Genomic DNA, 25,074 nt, shown 5'->3' on the forward strand with positions numbered 1-25,074 from the left:
GGACGCGCGCTGTTCGCCGCCAACTGCGCGCCGTGCCACGGCGCCACGGGTTCCGGCACCGCCCTCACCAACGGCTGGACGGCCCCGCCGCTGTTCCAGTCGACCTCGGTCCAGGTCGCCGAGGCGATCCGGGTCGGCCCCGGCCTCATGCCGGTCTTCCCGAGCCAGGTGCTCACCGACGAGCAGGTCAACGACGTCGCCACGTACGTGCAGCGGCTGCGCGAGGAACGGCTGGACCGGGGGGGCAACCCGCTCGGCCGGCTCGGGCCGCTGGCCGAGGGGATCGTCGGGTGGATCGTCACCCTCGGGCTGCTCGTGGCGGCGGCCCGCTGGCTGGGCAGGAGGGCAGGCGAGTGAGTCGACGTCCACCGGTGGCCGCCGGGCCGCCCGGCGTGAGCCGTCGGATCGTCCTGTCCTTTCTGGCCAGCGCCGCCGGCGCGATCGGCTTCGCCGTCACCTACGGTCTCGGCGGGCAGACCCAGTGGGAAGGGGTCTGCCTGGCCGTGGCCTTCGCCGGGCTGGCGATCGGGCTGGCCGTCTGGGGGCGGCGGCTGGTGCCGGTCGGCGGCTACGTCGAGGAGCACGAGGGCTTCACGCCACCGCCGGACGAGCAGGCGATGACCGCGGCGGTGCTCACCGCGCCCGACAGCCCGATCCGCCGGCGCGGCCTGCTCGCCACGCTCGGGCTGGCGCTGACCGCGCTCGGCGTCGCGGCATTGTTCCCGCTCCGGTCGCTGCTGCCCTGGGATCGCACCCGCCCCATCCGGGCACTGAAGGAAACCCCGTGGGGGCCCGGCGTACGGCTGCTGACCAGCAGCGGGCAGCCACTGCGGCCGGAGGACGTGCCGGCCGGCACCATGGTCGGCGTGTTCCCCGAGGGCGGGACCGGCGCCGGCGACGCCCCGGCCTTCGCCGTCCGGTTGCAGCCCGAACGGTTCACCCGGCCACCGTCGGGTGGCCACCTCGACGGGGTCGTCGTCTACTCCCTGCTCTGCACCCACGCCGGCTGCCCCGTGGGGCTCTACCTCAAGGGCACCGGCCAGGTGCTCTGCCCCTGCCACCAGTCGTCGTTCAACCTGTTCGCCAACGCCACCCCCGTCGCCGGGCCCGCCGCCCGGCCGCTGCCCGGCCTGCCCATCGAAGTCGGCCCGGACGGCTTCCTCCGCGCCACCGGCGACTTCACCGCCCCGCCCGGCGCCGGCTTCTGGAGCCGGCCATGATCCTCGACCGGCTGGCCCGCGCGGTCGACGACCGGCTACGGCTCTCCCCGCTGACGCGCAAGGCCCTGGCGAAGATCTTCCCGGACCACTGGTCGTTCATGCTCGGCGAGATCGCCCTCTACTCGTTCGTCGTGCTCATCCTCACCGGCGTCTACCTGACCTTCTTCTTCGACCCCAGCGCCGCCGACCGGATCTACCACGGCTCGTACGCCCCGATGGACGGCGCCACCACCTCCGCCGCCTACGCCTCGACGGTCCGGCTGAGCTGGGACATCCGGGCCGGGCTGCTGATCCGGCAGACCCATCACTGGGCGGCGGTGGTCTTCGTCGCGGCGATCCTGGTGCACCTGGTGCGGATCTTCTTCACCGGCGCCTTCCGGAAACCGCGGGAGCTGAACTGGCTGGTCGGCGTGACCATGCTGATCCTGGCCCTCGCCAACGGCTTCACCGGCTACTCCATGCCCGACGACCTGCTCTCCGGGCTCGGCCTGCGCATCATCGTCTCGGTGGTGGAGTCGATCCCGCTGATCGGATCCTGGCTGGCCTTCCTCGGCCTCGGCGGCGAGTTCCCCTCCGACGAGCTGATTCCGCGGATGTTCGTCACGCACGTGCTGCTGGTGCCCGCGGTGCTGGTCGCGCTCATCTCCGCGCACCTGGCGATGATCGTGCGGCAGAAGCACAGCCAGTTCCACGGCCCGGGACGCACCGAGCACAACGTCGTGGGCTCCCGGCTCTACCCCAGCTACACCCTGCGGTCCCTGGCGCTGTTCGCCTGGGTGCTGGCGGTGCTGTTCGCCCTCGGCGGGCTGGTGCAGATCAACCCGGTCTGGCTCTACGGGCCGTTCGCCCCGGCCCAGGCCACCACCCCCGCCCAGCCCGACTGGTACGTGGCCTGGGGCGACGGCGCGCTGCGACTGTTCCCACCGTGGGAGATCCACATCGCCGGTCACCTGGTGCCGGCGCCGTTCTTCCCCGGCGTGGTGCTCGGCGGCGTCACCTTCCTCGCCCTGTACGCCTGGCCGTTCCTCGAGCGGTGGTGCACTGGGGACCGCCTCGCGCACCACCTGCTCGACCGGCCCCGCGACCACCCGGTCCGGATGGGCGTCGGAGTCATGGCGCTGACCTTCTTCGGGGTGCTGGTCGTCGCCGCCGGCGACGACATCATCGCCCGGCTCCTGCGCGTGCCGGTGTACGGCGTACTCAACGTGCTGCGGGTCCTCGTGTTCGTCCTGCCGGCGCTGGCCGGAATACTGGCGTTCCTGCTGGCCCGGGCGCTGCGCCGCGGCGACGCCGCGCGCCTCGGCGAACTGACCCGCGCCGACCTGCGGGTCGGCCGGCAGGCGACGGGCGGGTCCGACGCGAGGCGGGAGGGCGCCAGGGCGCCCGACGAGCCGGAGATGCCGGCGCCGGACCGGCCCGGGGAGCAGATCGAGCTGTGGCCCGACGGCGAGGTGTGGCGATGGCGCTACCACGACGAGCCGGCCGGCCTCGCGATCCTCAGCAACCGCGCCGTGCTGACCGAGCAGGAAGCGGCCGACGCCGCCCGGCTGGCCTACCCGGGCGTCGACCACGTGACGGTGCCCGGCCCGCCGCCGCCCCCACCACCGGGCCGGGTCCGCACCACCCTCCGCCGGTGGGGCAACGCCGCGCTGGGCGTCTCGCTCCTGGCCGCGGCGCTGCGGCAGCGGCGCGAGCGGCGCCGCGGCGGGGGCGGGGACGGACCGCAGCGCCGGTGAACGGGGTCGCTACCGGAAGGGTTGCCGGACGATGGCGGAAAGACCGACCCGGCCGGTGTGTGACCGTGCCACCCGGGTATCCAGGGGCCCCGCAACCAGCACCGGTGGAGGGGCCATGAGCGACGCGTACGGTCGCCCGCGTGGGGACGGGCGGACAGGCAGCCCGACCGATCGGCTCGCCGAGGGCGTGGCTGACGTCGTCCGCGAGGAGGTGCGCGCCGTCCGCGGACAGTTGACCGACGCCGCGCGCCCCGCCGGGCTGGGCGTCGTCCTGCTGGCCGCCGCGGGTGGCTGCCTGGTGCTCGGTGCCGGTGCGGCCTCGACCACCGTGCTGCGCATGCTGGAGTCGTTCCTGCCCCGCCGACTGGCCGCGGCCGGTCTCACGGCCGGCTACCTGGCGACGGCCGTGGTGCTGGGTCGAGTGGGCCTGGCGCAGCTTCGCGCGGCCGGCGGTAGTTCTGCCCGACTTGCCGACGAGGTACGCGACGTGGTCTCCGCGACGGCCGGCCGGGTGGTGCCGGCCGGCACCGACGCCGCCCGCGACGAGCTGGGCCGGTAGCCGCAGGCGGGCGGCTCCTATCCTGGGTCGATGATCCTGGAGTTCACCGGCGAGATGTGGTTCTGGCGGGGTCCCGCGCCGTGGCACTTCGTCACCGTCCCCGACGAGCAGTGCGGTGCGCTGGAGTCGGCCTCCGCGCAGGTGACCTACGGCTGGGGCATGATCCCGGTGACCGCCCGGATCGGAGGCACCGGCTGGCAGACGTCGCTGTGGCCGAAGGACGGGCGGTACATCGTGCCGGTGAAGGCGTCGGTGCGGAAGGCCGAAGGGCTCGAGGTCGGCGATTCGGTGACCGTGCGCCTCACCGTCGACGCCTGAGCCGCTCAGGAACGCGGGCGCGGCGGGTCAGGGCTTGCGGGCCATCGCGGCGTACATGGAGGCCTGGGCGACCGGCGTGCGCTGTTCCGGGGCCTGGTCCGGCCGCCACTCGGTGAGGGGGCTGATGCCCGGCTCGACGAGTTCCAGGCCGTCGAAGAACGCGGCGATCTGGTCCCGGCTCCGGAACGCCATGTCGATCTGGCTGCTCGTGGTGACCGGCGCGGCGGTGGCCGCGATGTCGCGCGGCACCAGGTCGGTGGTGGCGTGGGAGACCACCAGGTAGCTGCCCGACGGGAGCGCGTCGACCAGCCGCCGGCTGATCCCGTACGGGTCGTCGGCGTCGGTGAGGAAGTGCAGGATCGCCACCAGCATCAGCCCGACCGGCCGGTCGAAGTCGATCGTGGCCCGGACGTCGGGGTGGGCGAGGATGCGCTCCGGTTCGCGAAGGTCCGCGTCGACGTAGGCGGTGGCGCCTTCCGGGGTGCTGCTCAGCAGGGCACGCGCGTGCGCGAGCACGATCGGGTCGTTGTCGACGTACGCGACCCGGGCGTCGGCGGCGATACCCTGCGCGACCTCGTGCATGTTCGGGCTGGTCGGGATGCCGGTGCCGATGTCCAGGAACTGCCGGATGCCGGCCGTGCCGGCCAGGTAGCGGGTGGCCCGGTGCATGAACCGCCGGTTCTCGATCACCGTGGTCCGGATCGCCGGGTACGCGGCGGCGACCGCGTCGCCGGACTTCCGGTCGGCGGCGAAGTTGTCCTTGCCGCCGAGCCAGTAGTCGTAGCGGCGGGCCGGATGCGGCACGGACGGGTCGATCCGCGACGACGGCTGTTCCGGCACGGGGCGTACGCCCGACGTCGTGTCGGCCATCGTGACCTCCCGGTCCATAGTGGGCGTGTGCGCCGATCCTAGCGGTCGTCGCCGTCGACGGCCGACCCGTCCGGGCCGCGCCGGTGCCACGTCGACGACCGCGAGTCGGTGAGCGGGCGGTGCAGCCGTCGTCAGCCGACCTTGGGTGCGGCGCGGGAGATGATCGCGGCGAAGTCGACGCCCGCGGGCAGCGTGCCGAATGCCTGGCCGTGGTCGCCGGCGAGGCGGGAGGCGCAGAAGGCGTCGGCGACGGCCGGGTGGCCGTGCCGTACCAGCAGCGAGCCCTGCAGGACCAGGGCGAGCCGTTCGACGACGCGCCGGGCCCGCAGTTCGAGGTCGCCGTGGTCGGACAGGTCGGCCTGTACCTGGCGCAGCGCCGTGTCGAGCCGCGGGTCGGCGCCGGCCGCGGCGGTCGCCTCGGCCTGGAACGCCGCCATGACCTCGGGCTCCTTGGCGAGGGCGCGCAGTACGTCCAGTGCGGCGACGTTGCCGGAGCCCTCCCAGATCGAGTTCAGTGGGGACTCGCGGAACAGTCGCGGCATGCCCGACTCCTCGACGTAGCCGTTGCCGCCCAGGCATTCGAGGGCCTCGGCGGCGTGCGCCGGCCAGCGCTTGCAGACCCAGTACTTGCCGACGGCCAGGGCGAGGCGTTTGAAGGCGGTCTCGCCGGTGTCGCCGCGTGCGGATCGGTCGGTCGCTCCGGCGAGCCGCATCATGAGGACGGTGGCGGCCTCGGATTCGACCGCGAGGTCGGCGAGCACGTTGCGCATCAGCGGCTGGTCGACGAGGTACCGGCCGAAGGCCTGCCGGTGGGTGGCGTGGTGGGTGGCGGTGATGACCGCCTGGCGCATGCCGGCCGCCGCGCCGATGACGCAGTCGAGGCGGGTCAGGTTGACCATGTCGATGATGGTGCGGACGCCTCGGCCCTCGTCGCCGATGCGCCAGGCGGTCGCGTGCTCGTACTCGACCTCGGCCGAGGCGTTGGACCGGTTGCCGAGTTTGTCCTTGAGGCGCATCAGCCGCATCGGGTTGCGGGTGCCGTCGGGCAGGACACGCGGGACGAGGAAGCAGGTGAGGCCGTCCGGCGCCTGGGCGAGGGTGAGGAAGAGGTCGCACATCGGGGCGGAGGTGAACCACTTGTGCCCGAGGAGCCGGTAGCTGCCGTCCGGTTCGGGGTGCGCGGTGGTGGTGTTGGCCCGTACGTCCGAGCCGCCCTGCTTCTCCGTCATCGACATGCCGGCCAGCAGCCCCTGCTTGGCCAGCGGCGGGCGCAGGCCGAAGTCGTAGGTGGTGGCGGTGAGCAGCGGCTCGTACCGCGCGGCGAGGTCCGGGTTGTGTCGCAGCGCCGGCACGGCCGCGTAGGTCATCGAGATCGGGCAGCCGTGGCCGGCGTCGGGGCGCCAGGTGTAGAACTTGGCCGCGCGGGCGACGTGTGCGCCCGGCCGGGTGTCCGCCCACGGCGCGGCGTGCAGGCCGTACGTGACCGCGGTGCGCATCAGCTCGTGCCAGGCCGGGTGGAACTCCACCTCGTCGATGCGGTGGCCGTAGCGGTCGTGGGTGCGCAGGGTCGGGGGGTGTTCGTTCGCCAGCCGCCCGTGCTCGATCGCCTGCTCGCTGCCGCCGATCCGGCCGAGTTCGTGCAGCTCGGTGGCGGCCCAGCCGGCGCCCTCGCGTCGGAGGCCGTCGAGCAGTGCCGGGTCGTCGGCCGCGTCGTAGCCGGTCAGCGGGGGTACCTGGTTGCGGACCTCGTGTGTCGTCACGGCGTTACTCCAAGCGCGCGGTGGATGACGGTGACCAGGTTGGGGATGGTGCTCGGGCCGGCGACTCCGGCGGCCAGCGGACCGACCATGGCCTCGGCCAGGGCGCCGACCAGTGCGGTCGCGGTCAGTTCCGGGTCCTGCGGGGGCAGTTCGCCGCTTGCCATGCCCGCGGCGACGTAGCCGGCGAGCAGTTCGGCGTACGCCCGGCGGAAGACCAGCCGCTCGGCGTCGACCGCGGGGTCGACCGGCTCGGCGAGCAGGGCGTACGCCAACCGTGGGGAGCGCAGCGCGCGGCCGGCGAACGTCTCGACGACGGCGGACACCTGCGCGGCGGTGGTGGCCTGCCGCGCCGCGGCGCCCGCGACGGCGTCCACCTCGCGTTGGGAGGCGGTGCGGAAGACCTCGGCGAACAGGTGCGCCTTGGTGGGGAAGTGGCGGTAGACGCTGCCCGTCGCCACGCCGGCCCGCTCGGCCACGGCGGCGATCGAGCAGCCGGCGTACCCGTGTCCGGCCATGATCTCCAGCGCGGCGGCGATGATCCGCTCGCGGGAGGCGCTCAGCCGGGCTTTCACCCGCTCGGTGCTCCGGTACGCCATGCAAGAAGTGAACCATCATTCAAAACTTGCTGGCAAGATGCCCTCGCATCCGGTTGCGTGTCCCGTGCCGGATTCGCCGAGCGGAAACGGTTACAGCTTGGGTGCGTTGCCCAGTTGTGATCTTGGTGCGGCTTCGCAGATCAGGTAGCGTCCCCTGGCACATCGTCTTTGCACCAGCCCTGGCTGCCTGTCACACCGGGGTCGATCGGAGGGACACTGCCGTGAAGGTCCATAGCGCAGTCCGCAAGGCTGGCCTCGTCGTGGCGATCGCCGCCCTCGCGGTGAGCGCCGGTTGCGCCAAGAAGGAGCAGGGCGAGGTCCAGGCGGGCGGGGTCAAGCTCGTCGAGAAGGGCAAGCTGACCGTCTGCACCCACCTGCCGTACGCGCCGTTCCAGTCCAAGGACGCCAGCGGCAGGGTGATCGGGTTCGACGTCGACATCATGGACCTGGTCGCCAAGGACCTGGGCGTCGAGCAGAAGATCATCGACACGCCGTTCGAGGGGATCAAGTCCGGCCAGGACCTGAACGCGGGCAAGTGCGACGCGGCCGCCGCCGGCATGACCATCACCGAAGAGCGGCAGAAGGTGATGGACTTCGCCGCCCCGTACTTCGACGCGACCCAGGCCCTGCTCGTCAAGACCGGCAAGCCGTACAAGTCGCTCGACGACCTCAAGGGCAAGAAGATCGGCGTCCAGGCCGCGACCACCGGCCGTGACTACGCCAAGAAGTACGAGCAGGAGAAGGGCCTGCAGCTCGTCGAGTTCGAGGACCTCGCCGCCGAGCAGCAGGCCCTGGCCAACGGCCAGATCGAGGCCGCCATCAACGACCTGCCGGTCTGGAGCGAGTACATCAAGGAGCACCCCGGCGGGTTCGAGGTGACCGCCGAGTTCGACACCGGCGAGCAGTACGGCTTCTCGGTGAAGAAGGGCGGCAACCCGGAGCTGCTCAAGAAGATCAACGACGTGCTCGCCAAGGCCAAGCAGGACGGCACGTACGACACGATCTACGAGAAGTGGATCGGCAAGAAGCCGAACGCCTGATCGATCCTGGCCGGAGGGCGCGCCCCACGGGCGCGCCCTCCGCGTCGAACCCCTCCGCACAGTCAAGGAGCGTCGAACCGTGAAGCTGCGACGCCGCCAGCGCGAACGGCTGTCCCTCTGGCTCCAGTACCTGGCCTTCGTCGCCGTCATCGCCGTGGTGCTCCTCGCCGCGGACTGGGGCCGGCTGAGGGAAGCGTTCTTCCGCGTCGACATCATCGAGTCGATGTTCCCGACGATCATCACCGTCGCGCTGCGCAACACCATCCTCTACACCCTGGGCGCGTTCGCCTTCGGCCTGGTGTTCGGCACCATCCTCGCGCTGATGCGGCTGTCCCGGGTGGCGCCGTACCGCTGGGTGGCGACGGCCTACATCGAGCTGTTCCGGGGCCTGCCCGCGCTGCTCGTGCTCTTCCTCGTCGGGTACGGCATCCCCATCGCCTTCCCCGAGCGGGAGATTCCGGGCGGCGTGTTCGGGTCGATCAGCATCGGCCTCGGCCTGACCGCTGCGGCGTACATGGCCGAGACCATCCGGGCCGGCATCCAGGCGGTGCCGAAGGGGCAGATGGAGGCGGCCCGCACCCTCGGCATGTCGCACTTCACCGCGATGCGCACCATCGTCATCCCGCAGGCGTTCCGGATCGTGATCCCGCCGCTGACCAACGAGCTCATCCTGCTCACCAAGGACTCGTCGCTCGCCTACGTGCTCGGCGTCACGGCGCAGACCATCGAGGTCACCAAGTTCGGTCGCGACACCCTCAACGACCGGGTGAACGCCACCCCGCTGCTGGTGGCCGGCCTCACCTACCTGATCATCACCCTGCCCCTGTCCCAGGTGGTACGACGCCTCGAACTCCGCTACGCGAAGGCTCGGTGACCCGCATGACGACCACGGCATCCCGGCCCGCCGTCGAGATCCGCGACCTGCACAAGTCCTTCGGCCCGCTCGAAGTGCTCAAGGGCATCGACTTCGAGGTCGGCCACGGCGAAGTGGTGTGCGTCATCGGCCCGTCCGGGTCCGGCAAGTCCACCCTGCTGCGCTGCGTCAACCTGCTGGAGGAGCCGACCGCCGGCAAGATCTGGGTGAACGGCACCGAGATGACCGACCCGGACGTCGAGATCGACTCGGTACGCCGTGGCATCGGCATGGTCTTCCAGTCGTTCAACCTCTTCCCGCACCTGACCGTGCTGGACAACCTCACCATCGCCCAGCGCCGGGTGCTCAAGCGCGGCCGCGCCGAGGCCGAACGGATCGCGCGGGACAACCTGGCCCGCGTCGGCCTGACCGACAAGGCCGACGCCTACCCGGCGCAGCTGTCCGGCGGGCAGCAGCAGCGGGCCGCCATCGCCCGATCGCTGTCGATGGACCCCAAGCTCATGCTCTTCGACGAGCCGACCTCCGCGCTCGACCCCGAACTGGTCGGCGATGTCCTCACCGTCATGCGCCAACTGGCCGAGGACGGCATGACGATGATGGTGGTGACGCACGAGATGGCATTCGCCCGCGACGTCGCCGACCGGGTCGTGTTCATGGACGGCGGCGTGGTGGTCGAGCAGGGCCCGCCGCAGGAGGTCCTCGGCGCGCCGCAGCACGAGCGGACCCGCTCCTTCCTCTCCCGGGTCCTCGACCCGACCCACGTCGCGCAGCTCGGTCAGCCCGGCCAGTCCGCCGAGCCGCCCGCGTCGCCCAGCCTGCCGGTCGACGACCGCCACCACATCTGACCGCTGTCGCGCCCGACCTTCCGCGACGGGCGTCGGCGATCGAGGACAGCGGTGCGTGGCGGTGTCAGCTCCTCGACCGGCTGCCGGAGCCGCCGAGGCCGATGCCTCGCCGGCGGCGGCACGACGTGTCGTTCATTCGCCACCCTCCACCAGCGCGGCCGGCGGTGCCATCGGCCCGACGCCCGGGACGGAGAACTGGCGGATGCTCGGGCCGTGGGGATCGCTGTAGTCGAGGACGATGTCCTCCGAGTCGGGACCGCCGTCGCGGTGGCTCTCGTCCACGCGTGACGCCGGAGACGGGCCGGCTTCTCGGGGGCGCTCGGTGATGCGGATGCTGACGCCGCACACCTCGCCGTCGCCGGCGGCCTGCGCCTCGCCGTCGCCGGCGGCCTGCGCCTCGCCGACGATCATGGCGATCGTCGAACCGTCAGCGCCCTGCTCCGCGGCACGGTCTGTCTCCGGCGCCGGTGTCAGACAGCGGCAGGCGCGACCGCGGGCGTGCAGGGCTCGGGTGAGCAGTCCGGCGAAGGCCAGACGCGACGGGGAACCGGCCACCGCGACGCGCAGCGCCTTGCCTTCCGCCGCCGTGACGATGCCATCAGCAACGGCCGCCAGCACCTCCCGCTCCCGCGCCGACGACGAGAGATCAGGAACCATGATCATCCTCCACTGGCGCCGGCACCGTCCGCCGGTTGGCCCTTAGCTGGCCGCGCCGGCGAGCGGTCGCCTGGAACGCTCCCGGAAGCCGGTGGTTTCGTCCGGGCGGGAGGGTCACAAACTGCCCCTCCAGGGTGGTCAAGCGCTACGCCGACAGCCGGCGTTACATCCACGACGTCTCGCCCGCGGCATCGTCCCTGGTCGGACGCCGTTGCCTCCTGCCGCCACCGGCTCAGTCGATCACCAGGTGCGTGCAGTGGGCAACGGTGGCGTCGTCCGGGACCCGGGCATCGGGGCCAGCGGAGGCTTGGGCCTCGACCTGCCGGACGCGGCGGATGATCTCGGCCGGCCCATGAGCGCCGAGCAGTCCCAGTACGCCGCGCCAGTCGGTCAGGCCGTACGGACTGACGATGCGGCTCGCGCCGTTGCTGAGCAGCGCCACGCCGTCCAGGTCACGAAGGGGCCGGCTGCCGGTGACCGCTTCCTCCGCCGCATGTGGATCGTCCTTGGCGATCCAGTACCCGCCCGGCTGGTTCCGGCGCGCCCGCAGCGCCTGGACGCAGGAGTCTCGGATGCGGTCGTACTCCACGGTCCCCCTGGGAACGCCCTCCAGCGGCGCTGAGCAGATGCGCCTGGCGGTGAGCTCACGCTCGTCGGTGATGACCTGCGGGCCACCGCAGACCTGGTCAAGGACCAGGAAGGAATCCGCGAGCAGCAGATAGTCCAGGCGGCTGCCGTGGGCGCGGACCATCACCACGGTCGCCTGCGGGCTGCTGGGGTTCGTGATGTCGCAGGTGCCGCGATGATCGCGGGCTGTCTCGTCGATCGCGGTGGCGAGGATCGCCGCGAGGTCCTGCCCGTCGTCACGCGACAGCCGGCCGAGCAGGGCGCCACCAAGACGGTGGGTGTACCAGGCGACACCGTGGGAGCAGATCGACTCGGTTCCCGGGATCCCGGCGCCGTCCAGCAACACAGCGGCGCCGGGAACAGCCCCGGCGAAGTCCTCGTTCGGCCGTCCAGCCTGACCAGCGCTGGTCGCCATGCTGACGCGCACTCAAGATCTCCTTCGGTCACGGCGGCAGGTTGATCCGTGGAACCAGGGTCCGCGCTCGCTTCAAGAACGAGGGGCGCGGACCTGCTCGAAGCGGAATTCGCGGATGAAGCAGTCCCTCGGCTGGCCGACGGCGAACAGCACACAGTCCACGACGGACTGTGCGGTGAGGTCGGAGTTCGCCTCGCGCGGGCCGTCCTGTACGAAGTCCGGCGGGAAGAGGGAGATCACCCGGATCCCCTCTGCTCGCAGCCGGTGCGACATGATCTCGGCGAACCCGGCTTGGGCGTGCTTGGCGGCGTAGAAGGCTGGGTGTGCGTGTGAGCGGTGATGGCCGGTCTCTCCGCAGGCGGAGATCATGTTGACGATGTCGGGTCGTGCCGACGCCCGCAGCAGCGGCAGCAGGTGCTTGGTCAGCAGCACCGTGCCGGTCGCGGCGCCATCGATGGTGGCGATGATGGCGTCGTCCTCGACATCGCCGAGGTCCTCACCGTGAACGTAGCCGGCACCGTTGTTGACCAGGACATCGAGGTGGTCTGCGCGATCGGCCAGCGCTGCGGCGAAGGCGCGCACCGAGTCAGGGCACGCCAGATCGCAGACCAGCGGTTCGGCTGTTCCCCGTCCGTGCTGCCTGATCCACTCCGCGGTGGGTTCGGCCGCTGCCGCCGTCCTTGCTGATACGTACACGTGGGCGCCACGCTCGGCGAAGGCCATCGCCAGGAGGCGTCCGGAGTCGCGTCCGGCTCCGGTGACAGCAACGCGCAGTCCGTCGAAGTTCACGACGAGATCACACCAGGTGAACTTCGGTTGAGGTCAAGCGCAGGTAGCGACGCGGCGATGTCACGTTCCGGAAGGCAGGGACGAATCGCCCCAGCCGGAGAGGCCGTCCCGGTGAGCCCGCGACGTTGGGTGACGAACTGACCGGGTACGCGGGGCGAATGGCCGAGCTGCTCGAGGATGGGGACATCTACTTCCTCTATCGCCCCCGCGTCGAGGAGGAGCACGTCGACTCGCTGGCCGAGGTGCAGCGGCTGCTGGTGGTGTTGCACCCGTGGCACGGGCGGCATCTGCGGCTGCTCGTGGTGGGGCGCAAGCGCCTGCCCGACATCGGGGAGCACGACCGCTTCTGGGCGTTTGTCGACGAGGTGGTGGGGCGACCAGAGCAGTTGCACAAGACCCTGCAGGCGCGCCGGTACCGGACGCAGACGCGCGGCCGGCGGGAGCAGCCGCCGGCCCGGCCCGCGGCGGAAGGGGCGTACGTGATTGCCCGGCACGACGACCACACCCATCTCGCGTACGAGCTCGAACTGCCGCTGCGTCTCGGCCAGGCGCAGCGCGACCTCGACATCGAGCCGGAGGCCAGCTACATCGTGACCGTGAAGAACCCGCAGGCGCCCTCCCCACCCGGAGTCGGCCTCGGTGCCGCCCGCAAGGCCAGGCTGCCCGCCGCGTTGCAGGAGCGGTTCCACGGCCGCCGCTTCGCCCCGCTCGATCCGCCGGGCTTCCTCGACCATCCCGGGACCGAGCTGGTGCTGATCGGCGCCGCCCACGACGCCTCTGCGGAGTTGCGGATCGACCTGGACGCGGAGGTCGAGCGGGCAGAGCGGAGCACGATCTTCGGAGACCTGCGGATCGGGCGCCGGGAGCGCCCGGTCGCGCCGCTCTTCACCGGGGAATGGGCCTGAGTGCCGGCGCTACCGGCAGCGGGGTCGCGGCGGCGGGTTGCGCCGCCGTGCGGGCGAGGACACCCAGCGGGTCGGCCATCAGCGCGGAGAAGCCGAGCTCGGCGGCGCCGACGAGGGTGGCGTCGTCGCCGAGCACCGAGGTGCGCAGCCGGACCCGTTCCTTGGCGACCGGCAGGACGTTGGCCGTGATGCGGGCGCGCACCGGCTCGGCCATGCCCGGATACACGTCGCGGAGCATGCCGCCGAAGATCACGATGCCCGGGTTGAACAGGTTGATCAGGTTCGCCACACCGATGCCGAGCCAGTCGCCGATGCGGTGCAGCGCGTCGCGGGCCACGGGGTCGCCGCAGTCGGCGTCGGTCACCACGTCGCGCAGGGCGTCGCGGCCGATCAGGTCGGCGGGCCGCCGGGCGGCGTCGAGCAGGGCCCGCTCGCCGACCTCCGCCTCGAGGCAGCCGTGGGAGCCGCAGCCGCAGGGTCGCCCCTGGTACGGGTTGACCACCATGTGCCCGAGTTCGCAGCCGTACCCGCCGTCACCGTCGAGCAGCTTGCCGCCGACGATGATGCCGCCGCCCACGCCGACGTCGCCGTGCAGATAGATCAGGTTCTGGAAGCCGAGCCCCGCCCCGCGCAGCTGCTCGGCCTGCGCGCCGAGGTGGGCCTCGTTGCCCACCGCCACCGGCAGGCCGAGCCCGAGCCGGCGGCCGAGTTGCGCCCCGAACGCCTGGTCCACCCAGCCCATGTCCGGTCCGTAGCGGACCATGCCGTCGCCCGGCCGGATCATCCCGCAGTAGGACGCGCCCACCCCCACGCACACGGAGCCGGGTGGCGCCGCGTCGTGCAGTCGGCGGCCGAAGTCGGCGAGGACCCTGACCACCCGGTCGAGGTCGGCGCCGGCCCGTGGGCGGGGCGCCTGCCGGCGATCGAGGATGACGCCTCCCAGGCCGACCCGGGCGGCGACCAGCCAGTCGACGGCGACGTCGAACGCCAGCACGTACGCCCGGCCGGCGTCGGGCCGGACGACGAGCGACGGCCGGCCGGCGCGCCCGGTGTCGGCCGGTACTTCCTCGCCGACCAGGCCCGCCGCGGTGAGTTCCCCGGTCAGCGCCATGATGGTGCTCCGGTTCAGGCCCATCCGCTCGGCCAGCACCGCGCGGGAGACCGAACCGCCCAGGTGGACGTGCCGGAGCAGTGTGCCGAGATTGCGTCGACGGGTCGCTTCCCGAACCACCCCAAACCTCCGGACATTCCGGTGCCGCACTTGTCGTAGCCAATTATTCCGATGCTGCGGCCTGCCCACCGCACCGCTGCGCCGGACACCACGAGTGGCGCGAGCCGACGGGTCAGCCCTCGGTCGTGGGGGCGGGGCCGGTCGAGTCGCGGACGATCAGGGTGTGGCCGGTGGACCGGCGCCGGGGCCGGGTCGACTTCGGCTTCAGGGCGAGCTTGAGCGCCATCCGTCCCATGTCGGTCATCGGCAGTCGGACGGTGGTCAGGCTGGGCGCCAGGTCGGCGGCGACGGAGACGTCGTCGAAGCCGACGACCGACATGCGCTCCGGCACCGCGATCCGCCGGGCCCGCAGAATGGACAGTACGCCGATGGCCATCGCGTCATTGAGCGCGATGATCGCGGTGCGGTCCGGATGCTGGTGCAGGATCTGTTCGGCGGCCGCCCGTCCGCCGTCGCGGGTGAAGTCGGAGTGGACGACGGCCAGATCGTCGGGGGAGAGCCCGTGCGCGGTGAGGGCGGCGGCGACGCCGGCGAGTCGGTCGGCCACCGTGGTCAGTCCGGGGGTGCCGGCGGCGACGGCGATCCGCCGGTGGCCGAGGGCCAGCAGGTGTGCGCCGATGGCGCGTCCGCCGGATTCGTTGTCGGGTACGACGGCGTCGACGCCCAGGGCGTGCCGACCGATGACGGCCACCCGGCCTCCGGCGCGCTGGAATCCGGCGATCTCGTTGCGGGCCTCGGTCTCCACGCGTTGGTCGGAGTAGCCGGAGCCGGCGATCAGGATGATCCCGACGCGTTGCGCGATGAGGTGCCGCAGTTGGCGTAGTTCGTTGTGCGGGTCGCGGCCGGAGTGGGCGATCTGGACCAGCAGTCCTTCCTTGCCGGCGACCTCGATGACGCCGCTGGCGATCTCGGAGAAGTACGGGTCGTCGATCTGGTGGACGATCAGGCCGACCGTGGAGCTGGCGCCGCCGGCGAGGTTACGGGCGTACGGGTTGGCGACGTAGCCGAGTTCGCGGGAGACCTGCCGGACGTGGTTGGCGACCTCTTCGCTGACACCTTCGCGGCCGGCCAGGGCGCGGGAGGCGGTCGCCAGGGAGACGCCGGCGCGTTCCGCCACGTCGGCGAGGCGTAGTCGGGGGCCGGGTCTGGGCATCCGCAACTCCTGAGAAGCATTGATCCGCGCCGCGCTCTTGCCTGTGGCGTGAGGCACAGCATAGGCTACGAAAGCGCTTACGCAAGCGCTTGCGTATGCGCTCTGCCGCTGCCCGGTCACCGTCCGGCGAGTCTCACCCTCGGTCGTCCGGTGGTCGGGCGGCCGACCGTCCCGTCCGGACACGACCTCCAACTCCACGTGACCAGAGGACAGTTCCACGACCGTCCTGAAAGCGCTTTCCTCACCTCCTGGCGCACGGACGAAGGGAGCACCACCACCATGATGAGAAGATCCAGAAGAGCCGCCGTCGCGGCCACCGGCCTGCTGGCCCTCGCGCTGACGGCCGGGGCGACCCCCGCCCAGGCCGACCGGCCCGGCCCGTACGACGTCCACCCCGCACTGTGGTCGCACCTGGTCGCCATGTACGACTTCGACCATCCGGCGCCCGGCGACGACACCCTCGAGCAGGACCAGGGCCGCTCCGGCACCGCGATCGAACTGGTCAACGGCGGCGCGGCCATGCGGGTGGCCGACGAGGCGTACAAGGGAAGCGGGAACGCCCTGCAGACCGGCCAGGTCAACCCGTCGGTCGCCGGCAACGACGACTGGAAGGCCGGCACCTGGTCCGCCAGCGGCGTGCAGACGCTGCACGCGTTCAGCAGCGCCGAGGGCACCACCGTCATGGGCTGGTTCAAGCGCGAGATGGACGGCCCGGCGCTCAACTCCACCACCGCCAACCCCACCGACCGGTTCAACGCCATCGGCCTGGCCGGTGTACTGACCGGCGACTCCGACGGGCACGCCGTGCGGGCGCTGCTCGAACTCATCGACGTCAACGGCCAGCTACGCCTGGTCGCCCTCGGCCGGCGCATCGACGGCGGTTCCTCGCAGACCTTCGCCGCCAGCGAGGACTGGCGGACCCTGCTGCCGAAGGGGGAGTGGGTGCACCTGGCCGCCACCTACGACTTCACCACCGGCACCATGGCGCTCTACCGCAACGGCGAGCCGGTCGAGGGCTTCTACACGACCGCCGGTGACCCGTGGAAGCTGTCCGGGCCCGGCCCGCACGTCACCAGTGCCACCGATCCGCGCGGCATCAAGATCGGCGGCAGCTTCCCGCAGAACACCCTCGAGCGCAACCCGTGCGACTGCCGCATGGACGGCCTCATGTTCCTCGACAGCGTCATCCCGGCCGCCGACATCGCCAAGCAGTACCGCTACATGGCCCACTGACCATCCCTCGGCACCGTCCCACCGAGAAGGAGAACCCGCGTGTTCATTCGCGCTGGCAGCACCGGCAGGCTCCGCAGAACCGCACTGACGGCCGGAGTCACTGCCGCCACCCTCGTCCTGTCCACCCTGGTCGCCGGCCCCGCGCGGGCCGCCGGCGCCGTCTACGACCCGATCCCCGAGACGCCGATCCAGTCCGAGCTGGGGCTGGTCCTGCAGGAGTACGCCAGCTTCCCGCAGTCGACCCCGAACCCGGTCCCGGTCGACCAGCGGCTGGTCCGCAAGGCCCGGATCAACACGATCAACGAACTGCCCGACGGCTCCGGTCGCCGTGCGGTGCCGGACCTCAACGGCAACCTCTACTTCGTCGAGAACGGCGTGCCGCACGTCTACCTCGACGTGGCGGCCACCTTCGCGCCGCAGTTCTTCTCCGGCCGCGGCCTCGGCCAGGGCTTCGGGTACGTCGCGTTCCACCCGGACTTCGCGCACAACGGCCGCTTCTACACCATCCACACCGAGCAGGCGTCGCTGGCCACTCGGACCCCGGACTACGCCCAGCCCAACACCATCTACCAGGGCGTCATCAACGAGTGGACGGCCACCGACCCGGCCGCCGACACCTTCTCCGGCACCCACCGGGAGCTGCTGCGCATCGGCTTCGGCGGCCAGATCCACGGTATCCAGGAGATCAACTTCAACCCGACCGCGAAGCCGGGCGACAGCGACTACGGGATGCTCTACCTCGCGGTCGGCGACGGCGGGCAGGGCTACCGCAACGGCGACCCGCAGAACATGGGCCTGCCGCACGGCAAGCTGCTGCGCATCGACCCGCGCGGCACCAACTCGCCCAACGGCCGGTACGGCATCCCCGCGGACAACCCGTTCGTCGGCACGGACGGTGCCCTCGGCGAGATCTACGCGGTGGGCTTCCGCGACCCGCACCGGTTCAGCTGGGACCGGGCCACCGGCCGGATGTACCTGGGCCACATCGGCGAGCACGCCGTCGAATCGATCTACGAGGTCCAGGCCGGGGACAACTTCGGCTGGAGCGAGCGCGAGGGCTCCTGGGTCTTCGACAAGACCGCCACCAAGCCCTGCGACAAGCTCTACCCGCTGCCGGCCGACGACGCCAAGTACGGCTACACCTACCCGGTCGCCGCGTACGACCACGACCCGGCCCCGGGCTGGAACTGCACCTCCGACGTCGGGGTCGCGGTGGCCGGCGGGTTCGTCTACCGCGGCCACACCCTGCCGGCCCTGATCGGCAAGTACGTCTTCGGCGACCTGGTAGCCGGCACCGTCCTCTACACAAAGGCCGACGAGATGGTCCGCGGCGAGGGTCTCGCCCCGATCCACCGGCTCGCCCTGTACACCACCTCCGGCGACCTGGTACGCATGCAGGAACTGTCCGGCCCGGGCGCGCCCGGCGACCCGAACCGCGTCGACCTGCGCTTCGGCACCGACGCGGCCGGTGAGATCTACATCGTGGCCAAGGCCAACGGCAAGATCTGGAAGGTGGTCGGCACGAAGAAGGTGGCGCAGGGCGACGTGGGCGACAGCAAGGTGGTCCACACCGGCGGCGCGCAGAACTGGACGCCGGTGACCCCGTCGAAGTGGCAGTTCGAGGGCGACGAGGTGATCCTCGCCGAGGCCGGCGTCAGCCGCCCCGGCCCGCGCCGCCCGTTCGAGTACGCCCTGCTCGACAAGGGCCCGGCGGCCTGGTCGTCGATGCAGATCGACGCCCGGGTACGTCTCGACACGCCGGTGGAGGTCACCAACCGGGACATCATCATCGTCTTCGGTTGGCAGTCGGACACGCAGTACTACTACGCGCACCTGTCCACCGACAACACGATCTACCCGCACAACGGCATCTTCAAGGTCAACAACGCCGACCGGGAACGCATCGACCACCAGTGGAACGGCCGCTCCCGCGGCGCCAACCCGGCGATCACCGACGCCGACTGGCACAAGGTGCGGGTCGTGCACCTGCCCGCCACCGGCGAGATCGCCGTCTACGTCGACAACGACAAGGACCCGCTGATGACCGCGAAGGACACCACCTTCGGCTTTGGTCGGGTGGGCTTCGGATCGTTCGACAACATCGGCCGTACCCGTCTGTTCACCGTGACCGGTACGCCGGCGGCCTGACGACCGACCAGCGCGGTGGGGGCGGCGAGCATGCCGCCGCCCCCACCGCGCACCCTGAACCCAGGGTGGCCAGTCTGCCTCCTGACGAGCCCGGCGGTCGTCAGCTCCACGACGACATTTGTCCAAGACTGACGGTCGGCAGCCGATGCATCGTCTCCTGCATGAGCGAGTACGACGTTGAGCAGTCGCATGGGATGCACGTGGTCCACCTCGGCCCGCGGGAGGCGCCGCCGCTGTTGCTCATACACGGATCGGGGGCCTCGGGCGGCTCCTGGAACCCGGTGGTCCCGGCACTGGCCGGCCACCATCACGTCATCCGGGTCGACCTGCCGGGCCATGGCCAGTCCCCGCCCGGGCTGTCATACGACGTGCCCGTGCAGGCGGGCCGGGTGGCAGCGTTGCTCGACGACCTCGGCCTTGGTCCGGTCACAGCGGTCGGGCACTCCAGCGGCGGCTACATCGCCACCGCGCTTGCCGAACAGCGTCCCGACCTGGTGAGGTCGCTCGCGCTGATCAGCAGCGGCCCGAGTCCCGATGCGCTCCTTCCGCAGCCGTTCCTCCTTCGGGTCCTGTTGGCCCCACCTCTCGGCCCGTTCCTCTGGTCGAGGCGGTCGGACGCGATGATCCGCAGGGGGATAAGCGCGACGTGCGCTCGCCCGGTGGACGTCCCGGACGACGTGGTCGCCGCGATGCGGGGCATCACGTACCGCGCGTTCAGAACGGTGCTGCGCCGGAATACGGCGTACATCAGCGAGCGGAGCGTGCCCGAGCGTGTCGCCGCCCTCGAGGTCCCGGTGCTGGTGATCTTCGGCACCGCCGACCGCCGCTGGAAACCGTCGTCGGCGCACCAGTACGACGCGGTGCCGACCGCGCGGGTCGAGGTGCTGCCCGGCGTCGGGCACATGCCCATGTTCGAAGCACCCGAGACGACCAGCAAACTGCTGCTGGGCTTCACGGCAACGGCCGCTGACACCCCGCCCGTGATCCCTCAGACCTAGACTCGTGACGTGCCGCCGACCGGGACGCCACCCGACTGGGCGTGGTCAGACGTGGACGTCGCAGTCCCGCGCCCGTCAGGTCGGCTGCCGGGGATCGCCATGGCCGGGTTCCGCCAACGTGCCCCCGCACTCGTGGACATCGCCATGGTCGCGCACCCATCCGTCACCCTGATCGTCGACCTGAGCGAGCGAGAAGGCCTCGTCTACGACACGCATGGCCGGCACGAGCGCGGCAGCGTCGTCGTCGGGCTCCTCCCCGGCGATTTTCGGGCAGCCGGCTGTGGGGCGGGCGAGTGCCTCCAGATCCGGCTGGAGCCGGTCGCGGCGGCTGCGGTGTTCGGCGCATCGACCGAGCTCAGCGGGACGGTGGTATCCCTCGAGGAGCTCTGGGGCCGCGACGCCGGGCGAGCGGAGGACAGGCTGCGCGCCGCCGCGTCGTGGGACGAACGGTTCACAATCGCAGCGGAAATCCTCGGCCGACGGCTGGGCGCCCGTCCACCGGTCGACCCGGAGGTCGCCTACACCTGGCGGCGGACGCTCACCAGCCGGGGGCGGGTACGGGTCGACGGCCTGGCGGACGAGGTCGGCTGGAGCCGCAAGCGCCTGTGGTCCCGCTTCCGGTCCCAGCTCGGCATCACACCCAAACGTGCCGCACAACTGGTGCGGTTCGACCACGCCGTCCACCTTCTCGCGGCGGGTCACGCCCCCGCGAGCGTTGCCCCCGAGAGTGGCTACGTCGACCAGTCCCACCTCCACCGCGAGGTCAAGGCGTTCGCCGGGCTTACGCCCACGGCCGTGGCCATCGCGCCGTGGCTCGCGATTGACGACGTTGCGTGGCCGGCTTCACGGCCAACCCGGAGCCCTGTGACGGGTGGCGAACGTATCCCCGATCTTCGTTGAACAGAGTCAGCGTGGTCAGCAGGCGCGTCCTGTCGAATCCGTACCGCCAGATCAGACGAGTAGCTTCCGTCTGGACTATGGGCACTTCACTCTCTCTGGCATGACGGAAGCCGACTCGGACCTGAGAATGCTCCTACGGGAGGCGCAGGCCGGCCCGCACATCGCGAGCGATGATCACACCGTGCTCGTCCGCGTGCCGCACCAGAACAACTTCGAGATGCCACTCCGGGTCGAGGTGTGGACCGAACCGCCGCCCCGGGACTTCGGGCAGTGGGAAGAGATCTTCGAGTGCGCGCTGGAGGTCGACGGCGGAACGTGGCCGTTGGCGCGAGCCCACCGGCACCCAGGAGAGGATCTCCACCTGGCGGTGGCACAACCGAAACGGGTCCCGGGCCACTCCTAGTGTTGGTGGGAGGCCGGGTTGCGGAGTGAACGAGAGTACGTCGAGTACGTCCAGGCGCGCATGTCGTGGCTGCGACGGCTCGCGTACCGACTGTGCGGGCAGTGGTCGGCCGCGGACGACCTGGTGCAGGAGTGCCTCGTCGCGTTGTACCGGCACTGGCGCAAGGCGACGGCGGCGGACTCGCTCGACGCCTACGTCCGGGCGATGCTGGTCCACGCGTACCTGGCCGAGCGGGAACGATCCTGGACCCGCCGGGTCCGGCCGGTGGCCGAGGTGATCGGACCCGCCGTGCCGCCGCTGGCCGGTGCCGAGCACCGCGTCGACCTGCTGGCCGCCCTCACCAAGCTGTCCCGCGGGCAACGCGCGGTGCTGGTCCTGCGCTACTGGGAGGACCTCGACGTCACGCAGACCGCCGCCGTGCTGGGCTGCTCGACCGGGACCGTCAAGAGCCAAACCTCGTACGCCATCGCGGCGCTGCGCCGCCTGCTGCCGAACTACGTGCCGGGAGGGTCGGACACGCCATGAGAGAACTGTTCGTCACCCTGCCGGACGACCCGCCGCCGCTGCCGCCCGGCTACCTGGACACCGTGCTCGCCCGGGGCCGCCGCTCGGTCCGGCGCCAGCGGATCGGCGTCGCCGCCGCATGGGCGGCCGTCGTGCTCGTCATGGCCGTCCTGGTCGCGCCCGGCGTCCGGATCCCCGTCCAGCCGGCCGCCCCGGCGGCGAAGCCCAGCCTGCCCGATCGCTTCGCCGGCTACTCGATCCTCACCAGCACCGTCACGTCGGCTCCGCCCGGCCGCGCGATCGCCCTCTACGGCTACGGCAACGGCGAGCTGTTCAACATGTTCCAGCCGCTGGTCGTCGGGGCCGACGGGGACACCTACCGGCGCGTCGACGCCATGGACGAGCGGAACCGCCCGTCGGCGCTGCTCGCCCCGGACGGTACCCGCGTGCTGCTCGGCGACGACCGCGGCGCGACCGCCGACCTGATCCTCGTCGACCTGACCACAGGCAAACGGCGCTCGATTCCGCTCGGCGACCCGGTCGGCGTACGGCTGCTGGCATGGTCCCCCGACGGCCGGCACGTCGCGTACAGCGCCGCGCCCATCATCCGCACCGACGAGTTCGGCACCGTCAACGTCGTCGAGGCCCAGGTGGCCCGCACCGGTACGCTGCGGCTGCTCGACCTGTCGACCGGCCGCAGCACGGAACTGCCGGCGATCAAGCCGGCGTGGACGGCATCGTTCGCGCCGGACAGCCGCCGGCTCGCCGTGCAGGTCGGCCAGACGGCCCACCTCGTCGACGTCGACGGCCGCGAGTACGGCGCCGTCCCCATCCCGCGCGGACGCGAGCTGGCCGCCGACGTCGGCTGGTCGCCGGACGGCGCGTTCCTCGCCACCGTGCCGTGGCTGACGGACGGGCCGTTCAACGGCACCACCGGCGGCGACACCAGCCACGGCACCTTCCTCTGGAAGGGCGCCGACATCGTGTTCGTGCCCTTCACCGCCGGAGGCACCGTACCCGCGCGGGTCCCGGACGTGGTGCAACTGCTCGGCTGGCGCTCGGCGGGCAGCGTGGTCATCGCGACCATCAACGCCGCAGGGCACGTGTCGCTGGCGGAGGTGCAACTCGGCGTCGGCACCCGCCGGACCCTGACCCGGTTCGACACCGGCAGCACCTGCGAACTCGGCACCCAGAGCTGCCAGGTCTTCGACCTGCACCTCGCCACCGGCCTGCTCACCGACCTGACCGTCCGGCACGCCGGTCGCCCGCACCGCGGCCCCTGGCCGATGGTCCTGAACGCCGTCGGCGGCCTCGTCGTCCTCGGCGCCGCGTTCCTGCTGTGGCGCCGGATCCGTACCCGACGCCTGCGATGGGAATAGCCGCGGGCCCGCCTGCGGGTCCGCGGCCCGACCGCACCGGCGCCGCGCTGCTCAACCGCGCGACGCGCGGCGTGAGTGGGCGCCGACGCGCGTGAGAACATGCCGGCATGAGCAGCGACATCGCCCTCGATGTGAGTGCCCTCGCGATCAACGTCACGATCCCGGAGGGGCTCCGGTGGACCGACACTCGGCGCGGTGAGGAGTTTACGCTGACCACACTCAACGTCCGGCTCCTGCCCGACGGCCGCCTCGCGGCAAAGGCCTACGGCCGGCCGACCGGCGGCGGCCGGGGCACTTACGTCTCGTTTCCCGTCCCCGACCGGCCCGAGCTGATGACCCTGGTCGACAAAGCTGCCAGCCGCGCCAGCGCGTTGTGGGCCGCCCACCGCGGGCTCAGCTAAGGCTCGACTGCGGTGACGCGGGGTCAGGGCGGCGCGTGTGACGTGGAGCAACCCTTGGCCGGGGGGCGTCTGACGGCTGGTGTGGTGCGGGTTGGGGCCACGGTACGCCGGCCGGCCTCGCCCGCGTCACGGTTCGTGGCGCGGCTGCTGGCTCATCTTGTCGAGAAGGGTTTCGACGGCTGCCCTCAGCACCTGGGGTGGGACCACCACGGTCGCGACGTGTTGTCGTTCGTACCCGGCCAGGTTCCGCCACGCTGGCGGCGCTTCACCGATGACCAGGTCGCACAGGCGGCGGCGCTCCTGCGACAACTGCATGACGCCACGCGAGACCTGGCCTCCAGCCTTGGAGGTGAAGTGGTCTGCCATCACGACCCCGGTCCGAACAACACGGTCTTCCGCGACGGTCAGCCGGTCGCGTTCATCGACTTCGACTTCGCGGCGCCTGGCCACCCCTTGGAGGACGTGGGGTATCTGGCGTGGGCGTGGTGCATCTCGTCACGGCCTGACCGGGGGCCGGCGACAGAACAGGCCCGCCAGGTCCGGGCCCTGGTCGATGCCTACGGCTTGAGCCCGGCCGCCCGCGACCAGCTACCTGCCGCCATCCGCGAGCGCCTACGGCGCAACGAGGCGTTCTGGCGAGCGATCCGCGACGACGAAACAGCCCCGATTCCTCAGGCCCGCGCTGTCGAAGTGCTCACCTGGACCCAGCGCGAACTCGCCTACTTCGAGGCCAGACAGGAGACATTCACCGCCGCGCTGAAGTCGACCTGACCGAGCGGAAGCAGCAGATGGGGGTCGCAGGGCGGCGCGTCCTGCCGGCGGCACCCTACTGGGTCTGGCGCACCTGTCTGGGGCCGTCGGATGCCCTCACGATCATTTACGATGTGGCCCCATGCGTCGTGTCGCGTCGATCTTCTCGTTGTTGCTCCTGCTGGCCCTGCCCGCCTGCACCTCCGAGCCGGAGGAGTCCGGACGTACCACGTTGGCCGTCATGCTGGACCAGGACGTGACGGCAGCGCAGAAGAGTGCGGTGGAGCAGCGGCTCCGGTCGATGCCGAGCGTCGAGGGCGTCGCCCTCCAGGACCGTGACCAGGCGTACGAGCAGCAGAAGGAACTGTTGAAGGACCGCCCGGACCTCCTGGCGGAGCTGAAGCCGGAGTTCATGCCTGAGTCGTTTCGCGCGACGGTCACTGACGCCTCGATCGCGGAGGCGGTCGAGTTCGTGATGGGTACGGTCGACGGAGTCGAGCTGGTCACCCTCAAGATCGCAGAGAGCGACCCCTTGCCGTCGCGAGTCGGGGTCGTCGTCCGGCTGAAGTCAACGGCGACGGGCGATCAACGGGCCGCCGCAGAAAAGGCTGTCCGGGCACTGCCACACGCGGAGTCGATCGCGTTCGAGGACCGTGACGCCGCGTACGAGCGCCTGCGCAAGCAGTGCCGAGGCAAAGGCGACCTGGCCGCGCAGCTCGACCCGCAGATGACGCTCGCCTCGTGGCGGTTCCAGCTCCCCTTG

The 25,074-nt window shown here is 71.5% G+C and carries 27 protein-coding genes; 19 read left to right on the top strand and 8 right to left on the bottom strand.

Translation table 11 applies throughout. From position 1 onward, the window contains the following. The 5 genes from ONA70_RS19630 to ONA70_RS19650 all read left to right on the top strand — a co-directional run. Positions 1-357: c-type cytochrome (locus tag ONA70_RS19630; RefSeq protein WP_265007911.1), on the top strand; the 357-nt coding region annotated here is incomplete at its 5' end. Continuing rightward, positions 354-1,220, top strand: coding sequence for a QcrA and Rieske domain-containing protein (locus tag ONA70_RS19635; protein WP_265007912.1), 867 nt, complete (start codon positions 354-356; stop codon positions 1,218-1,220). The genes ONA70_RS19630 and ONA70_RS19635, both read left to right, overlap by 4 nt. Then, on the top strand, positions 1,217-2,956 hold the full coding sequence (qcrB, locus tag ONA70_RS19640; protein ID WP_265007913.1) for a cytochrome bc1 complex cytochrome b subunit: 1,740 nt from the start codon (positions 1,217-1,219) through the stop codon (positions 2,954-2,956). Before ONA70_RS19635 ends, qcrB begins: the two co-directional genes overlap by 4 nt. 115 nt (positions 2,957-3,071) lie before the next feature. Continuing rightward, entirely contained in the window at positions 3,072-3,515 is a 444-nt protein-coding gene (locus ONA70_RS19645) for a phage holin family protein (RefSeq protein WP_265007914.1), read from the top strand. A 30-nt stretch (positions 3,516-3,545) separates the two neighbouring features. Further along, positions 3,546-3,833 carry a DUF1905 domain-containing protein gene (locus ONA70_RS19650; protein ID WP_265007915.1) on the top strand — a complete coding sequence of 96 codons (288 nt, stop codon included), beginning with the start codon at positions 3,546-3,548 and terminating at the stop codon, positions 3,831-3,833. A gap of 27 nt (positions 3,834-3,860) precedes the next feature. Here the strand turns inward: ONA70_RS19650 and ONA70_RS19655 are convergent, their stop codons facing one another. The 3 genes from ONA70_RS19655 to ONA70_RS19665 all read right to left on the bottom strand — a co-directional run bounded on the left by ONA70_RS19655 (position 3,861) and on the right by ONA70_RS19665 (position 7,059). Next, positions 3,861-4,703, bottom strand: a complete 843-nt coding sequence (locus ONA70_RS19655) for an SAM-dependent methyltransferase (protein WP_265007916.1) — start codon at positions 4,701-4,703, stop codon at positions 3,861-3,863. Between the two features lie 131 nt (positions 4,704-4,834). Next, on the bottom strand, positions 4,835-6,463 hold the full coding sequence (locus ONA70_RS19660) for an acyl-CoA dehydrogenase family protein (RefSeq protein ID WP_265007917.1): 1,629 nt from the start codon (positions 6,461-6,463) through the stop codon (positions 4,835-4,837). After that, positions 6,460-7,059 carry a TetR/AcrR family transcriptional regulator gene (locus tag ONA70_RS19665; RefSeq protein WP_265007918.1) on the bottom strand — a complete coding sequence of 200 codons (600 nt, stop codon included), beginning with the start codon at positions 7,057-7,059 and terminating at the stop codon, positions 6,460-6,462. The genes ONA70_RS19660 and ONA70_RS19665 overlap by 4 nt, the downstream gene beginning before the upstream one ends. Before the next feature lie 221 nt (positions 7,060-7,280). On the opposite strand from ONA70_RS19665, the gene ONA70_RS19670 reads away from it, so the two are divergent. The 3 genes from ONA70_RS19670 to ONA70_RS19680 all read left to right on the top strand — a co-directional run bounded on the left by ONA70_RS19670 (position 7,281) and on the right by ONA70_RS19680 (position 9,818). Beyond that, positions 7,281-8,099 (top strand): basic amino acid ABC transporter substrate-binding protein, encoded by an 819-nt coding sequence (locus tag ONA70_RS19670; protein ID WP_265007919.1) that lies wholly within the window; start codon positions 7,281-7,283, stop codon positions 8,097-8,099. A 79-nt stretch (positions 8,100-8,178) separates the two neighbouring features. Next, positions 8,179-8,973, top strand: a complete 795-nt coding sequence (locus ONA70_RS19675; RefSeq protein WP_265007920.1) for an amino acid ABC transporter permease — start codon at positions 8,179-8,181, stop codon at positions 8,971-8,973. 5 nt (positions 8,974-8,978) lie between these two features. Continuing rightward, on the top strand, positions 8,979-9,818 hold the full coding sequence (locus ONA70_RS19680; protein ID WP_265007921.1) for an amino acid ABC transporter ATP-binding protein: 840 nt from the start codon (positions 8,979-8,981) through the stop codon (positions 9,816-9,818). 132 nt (positions 9,819-9,950) lie between these two features. Here ONA70_RS19680 and ONA70_RS19685 read toward each other — a convergent pair whose 3' ends face one another. The 3 genes from ONA70_RS19685 to ONA70_RS19695 all read right to left on the bottom strand — a co-directional run bounded on the left by ONA70_RS19685 (position 9,951) and on the right by ONA70_RS19695 (position 12,306). Next, entirely contained in the window at positions 9,951-10,436 is a 486-nt protein-coding gene (locus tag ONA70_RS19685) for a hypothetical protein (RefSeq protein WP_265007922.1), read from the bottom strand. Positions 10,437-10,707: 271 nt separating this feature from the next. Continuing rightward, a complete protein-coding gene (locus tag ONA70_RS19690; RefSeq protein WP_265007923.1) occupies positions 10,708-11,529 on the bottom strand; it encodes a hypothetical protein in 822 nt (273 codons plus the stop codon). Between the two features lie 60 nt (positions 11,530-11,589). Continuing rightward, on the bottom strand, positions 11,590-12,306 hold the full coding sequence (locus tag ONA70_RS19695; protein WP_265007924.1) for an SDR family NAD(P)-dependent oxidoreductase: 717 nt from the start codon (positions 12,304-12,306) through the stop codon (positions 11,590-11,592). Between the two features lie 158 nt (positions 12,307-12,464). On the opposite strand from ONA70_RS19695, the gene ONA70_RS19700 reads away from it, so the two are divergent. After that, a complete protein-coding gene (locus tag ONA70_RS19700; protein WP_265007925.1) occupies positions 12,465-13,211 on the top strand; it encodes a hypothetical protein in 747 nt (248 codons plus the stop codon). Here ONA70_RS19700 and ONA70_RS19705 read toward each other — a convergent pair. Together ONA70_RS19705 and ONA70_RS19710 are read right to left on the bottom strand one after the other, a co-directional pair. Further along, positions 13,192-14,442 (bottom strand): ROK family transcriptional regulator, encoded by a 1,251-nt coding sequence (locus tag ONA70_RS19705; protein ID WP_265007926.1) that lies wholly within the window; start codon positions 14,440-14,442, stop codon positions 13,192-13,194. The two genes, ONA70_RS19700 and ONA70_RS19705, sit on opposite strands and share 20 nt — an antisense overlap. Positions 14,443-14,554: 112 nt before the next feature. Beyond that, complete coding sequence (locus ONA70_RS19710) at positions 14,555-15,595, bottom strand: LacI family DNA-binding transcriptional regulator (RefSeq protein ID WP_265007927.1); 1,041 nt, start codon at positions 15,593-15,595, stop codon at positions 14,555-14,557. Positions 15,596-15,874: 279 nt separating this feature from the next. Here ONA70_RS19710 and ONA70_RS19715 point away from each other — a divergent pair, with 279 nt between their 5' ends. The 10 genes from ONA70_RS19715 to ONA70_RS19760 form a co-directional block, all read left to right on the top strand. Then, positions 15,875-16,828 carry a LamG domain-containing protein gene (locus tag ONA70_RS19715; RefSeq protein WP_265007928.1) on the top strand — a complete coding sequence of 318 codons (954 nt, stop codon included), beginning with the start codon at positions 15,875-15,877 and terminating at the stop codon, positions 16,826-16,828. A 39-nt stretch (positions 16,829-16,867) separates the two neighbouring features. Continuing rightward, positions 16,868-18,976, top strand: a complete 2,109-nt coding sequence (locus tag ONA70_RS19720) for a PQQ-dependent sugar dehydrogenase (RefSeq protein WP_265007929.1) — start codon at positions 16,868-16,870, stop codon at positions 18,974-18,976. A gap of 65 nt (positions 18,977-19,041) precedes the next feature. Continuing rightward, positions 19,042-19,974 (top strand): alpha/beta fold hydrolase, encoded by a 933-nt coding sequence (locus tag ONA70_RS19725; protein WP_265007930.1) that lies wholly within the window; start codon positions 19,042-19,044, stop codon positions 19,972-19,974. A 132-nt stretch (positions 19,975-20,106) separates the two neighbouring features. Next, positions 20,107-20,874 (top strand): helix-turn-helix domain-containing protein, encoded by a 768-nt coding sequence (locus tag ONA70_RS19730; RefSeq protein WP_265007931.1) that lies wholly within the window; start codon positions 20,107-20,109, stop codon positions 20,872-20,874. 100 nt (positions 20,875-20,974) lie between these two features. Then, a complete protein-coding gene (locus ONA70_RS19735) occupies positions 20,975-21,277 on the top strand; it encodes a hypothetical protein (RefSeq protein WP_265007932.1) in 303 nt (100 codons plus the stop codon). A gap of 18 nt (positions 21,278-21,295) precedes the next feature. Then, positions 21,296-21,802, top strand: coding sequence for a SigE family RNA polymerase sigma factor (locus ONA70_RS19740; protein ID WP_265007933.1), 507 nt, complete (start codon positions 21,296-21,298; stop codon positions 21,800-21,802). Continuing rightward, positions 21,799-23,160 (top strand): hypothetical protein, encoded by a 1,362-nt coding sequence (locus tag ONA70_RS19745; protein WP_265007934.1) that lies wholly within the window; start codon positions 21,799-21,801, stop codon positions 23,158-23,160. The genes ONA70_RS19740 and ONA70_RS19745 overlap by 4 nt, the downstream gene beginning before the upstream one ends. A gap of 107 nt (positions 23,161-23,267) precedes the next feature. Further along, the gene (locus ONA70_RS19750; protein WP_265007935.1) at positions 23,268-23,561 is read left to right on the top strand and encodes a hypothetical protein; all 294 of its coding nucleotides are present in this window, start codon (positions 23,268-23,270) and stop codon (positions 23,559-23,561) included. 135 nt (positions 23,562-23,696) lie between these two features. Continuing rightward, positions 23,697-24,332 (top strand): phosphotransferase, encoded by a 636-nt coding sequence (locus ONA70_RS19755; protein ID WP_265007936.1) that lies wholly within the window; start codon positions 23,697-23,699, stop codon positions 24,330-24,332. A 121-nt stretch (positions 24,333-24,453) separates the two neighbouring features. Further along, positions 24,454-25,074, top strand: a 621-nt coding sequence (locus ONA70_RS19760) for a permease-like cell division protein FtsX (protein WP_265007937.1), incomplete at its 3' end; no start/stop codon positions are given.

Origin of the sequence: Micromonospora yasonensis, assembly GCF_026013475.1 — a bacterium.
Lineage (GTDB): Bacteria > Actinomycetota > Actinomycetes > Mycobacteriales > Micromonosporaceae > Micromonospora > Micromonospora yasonensis.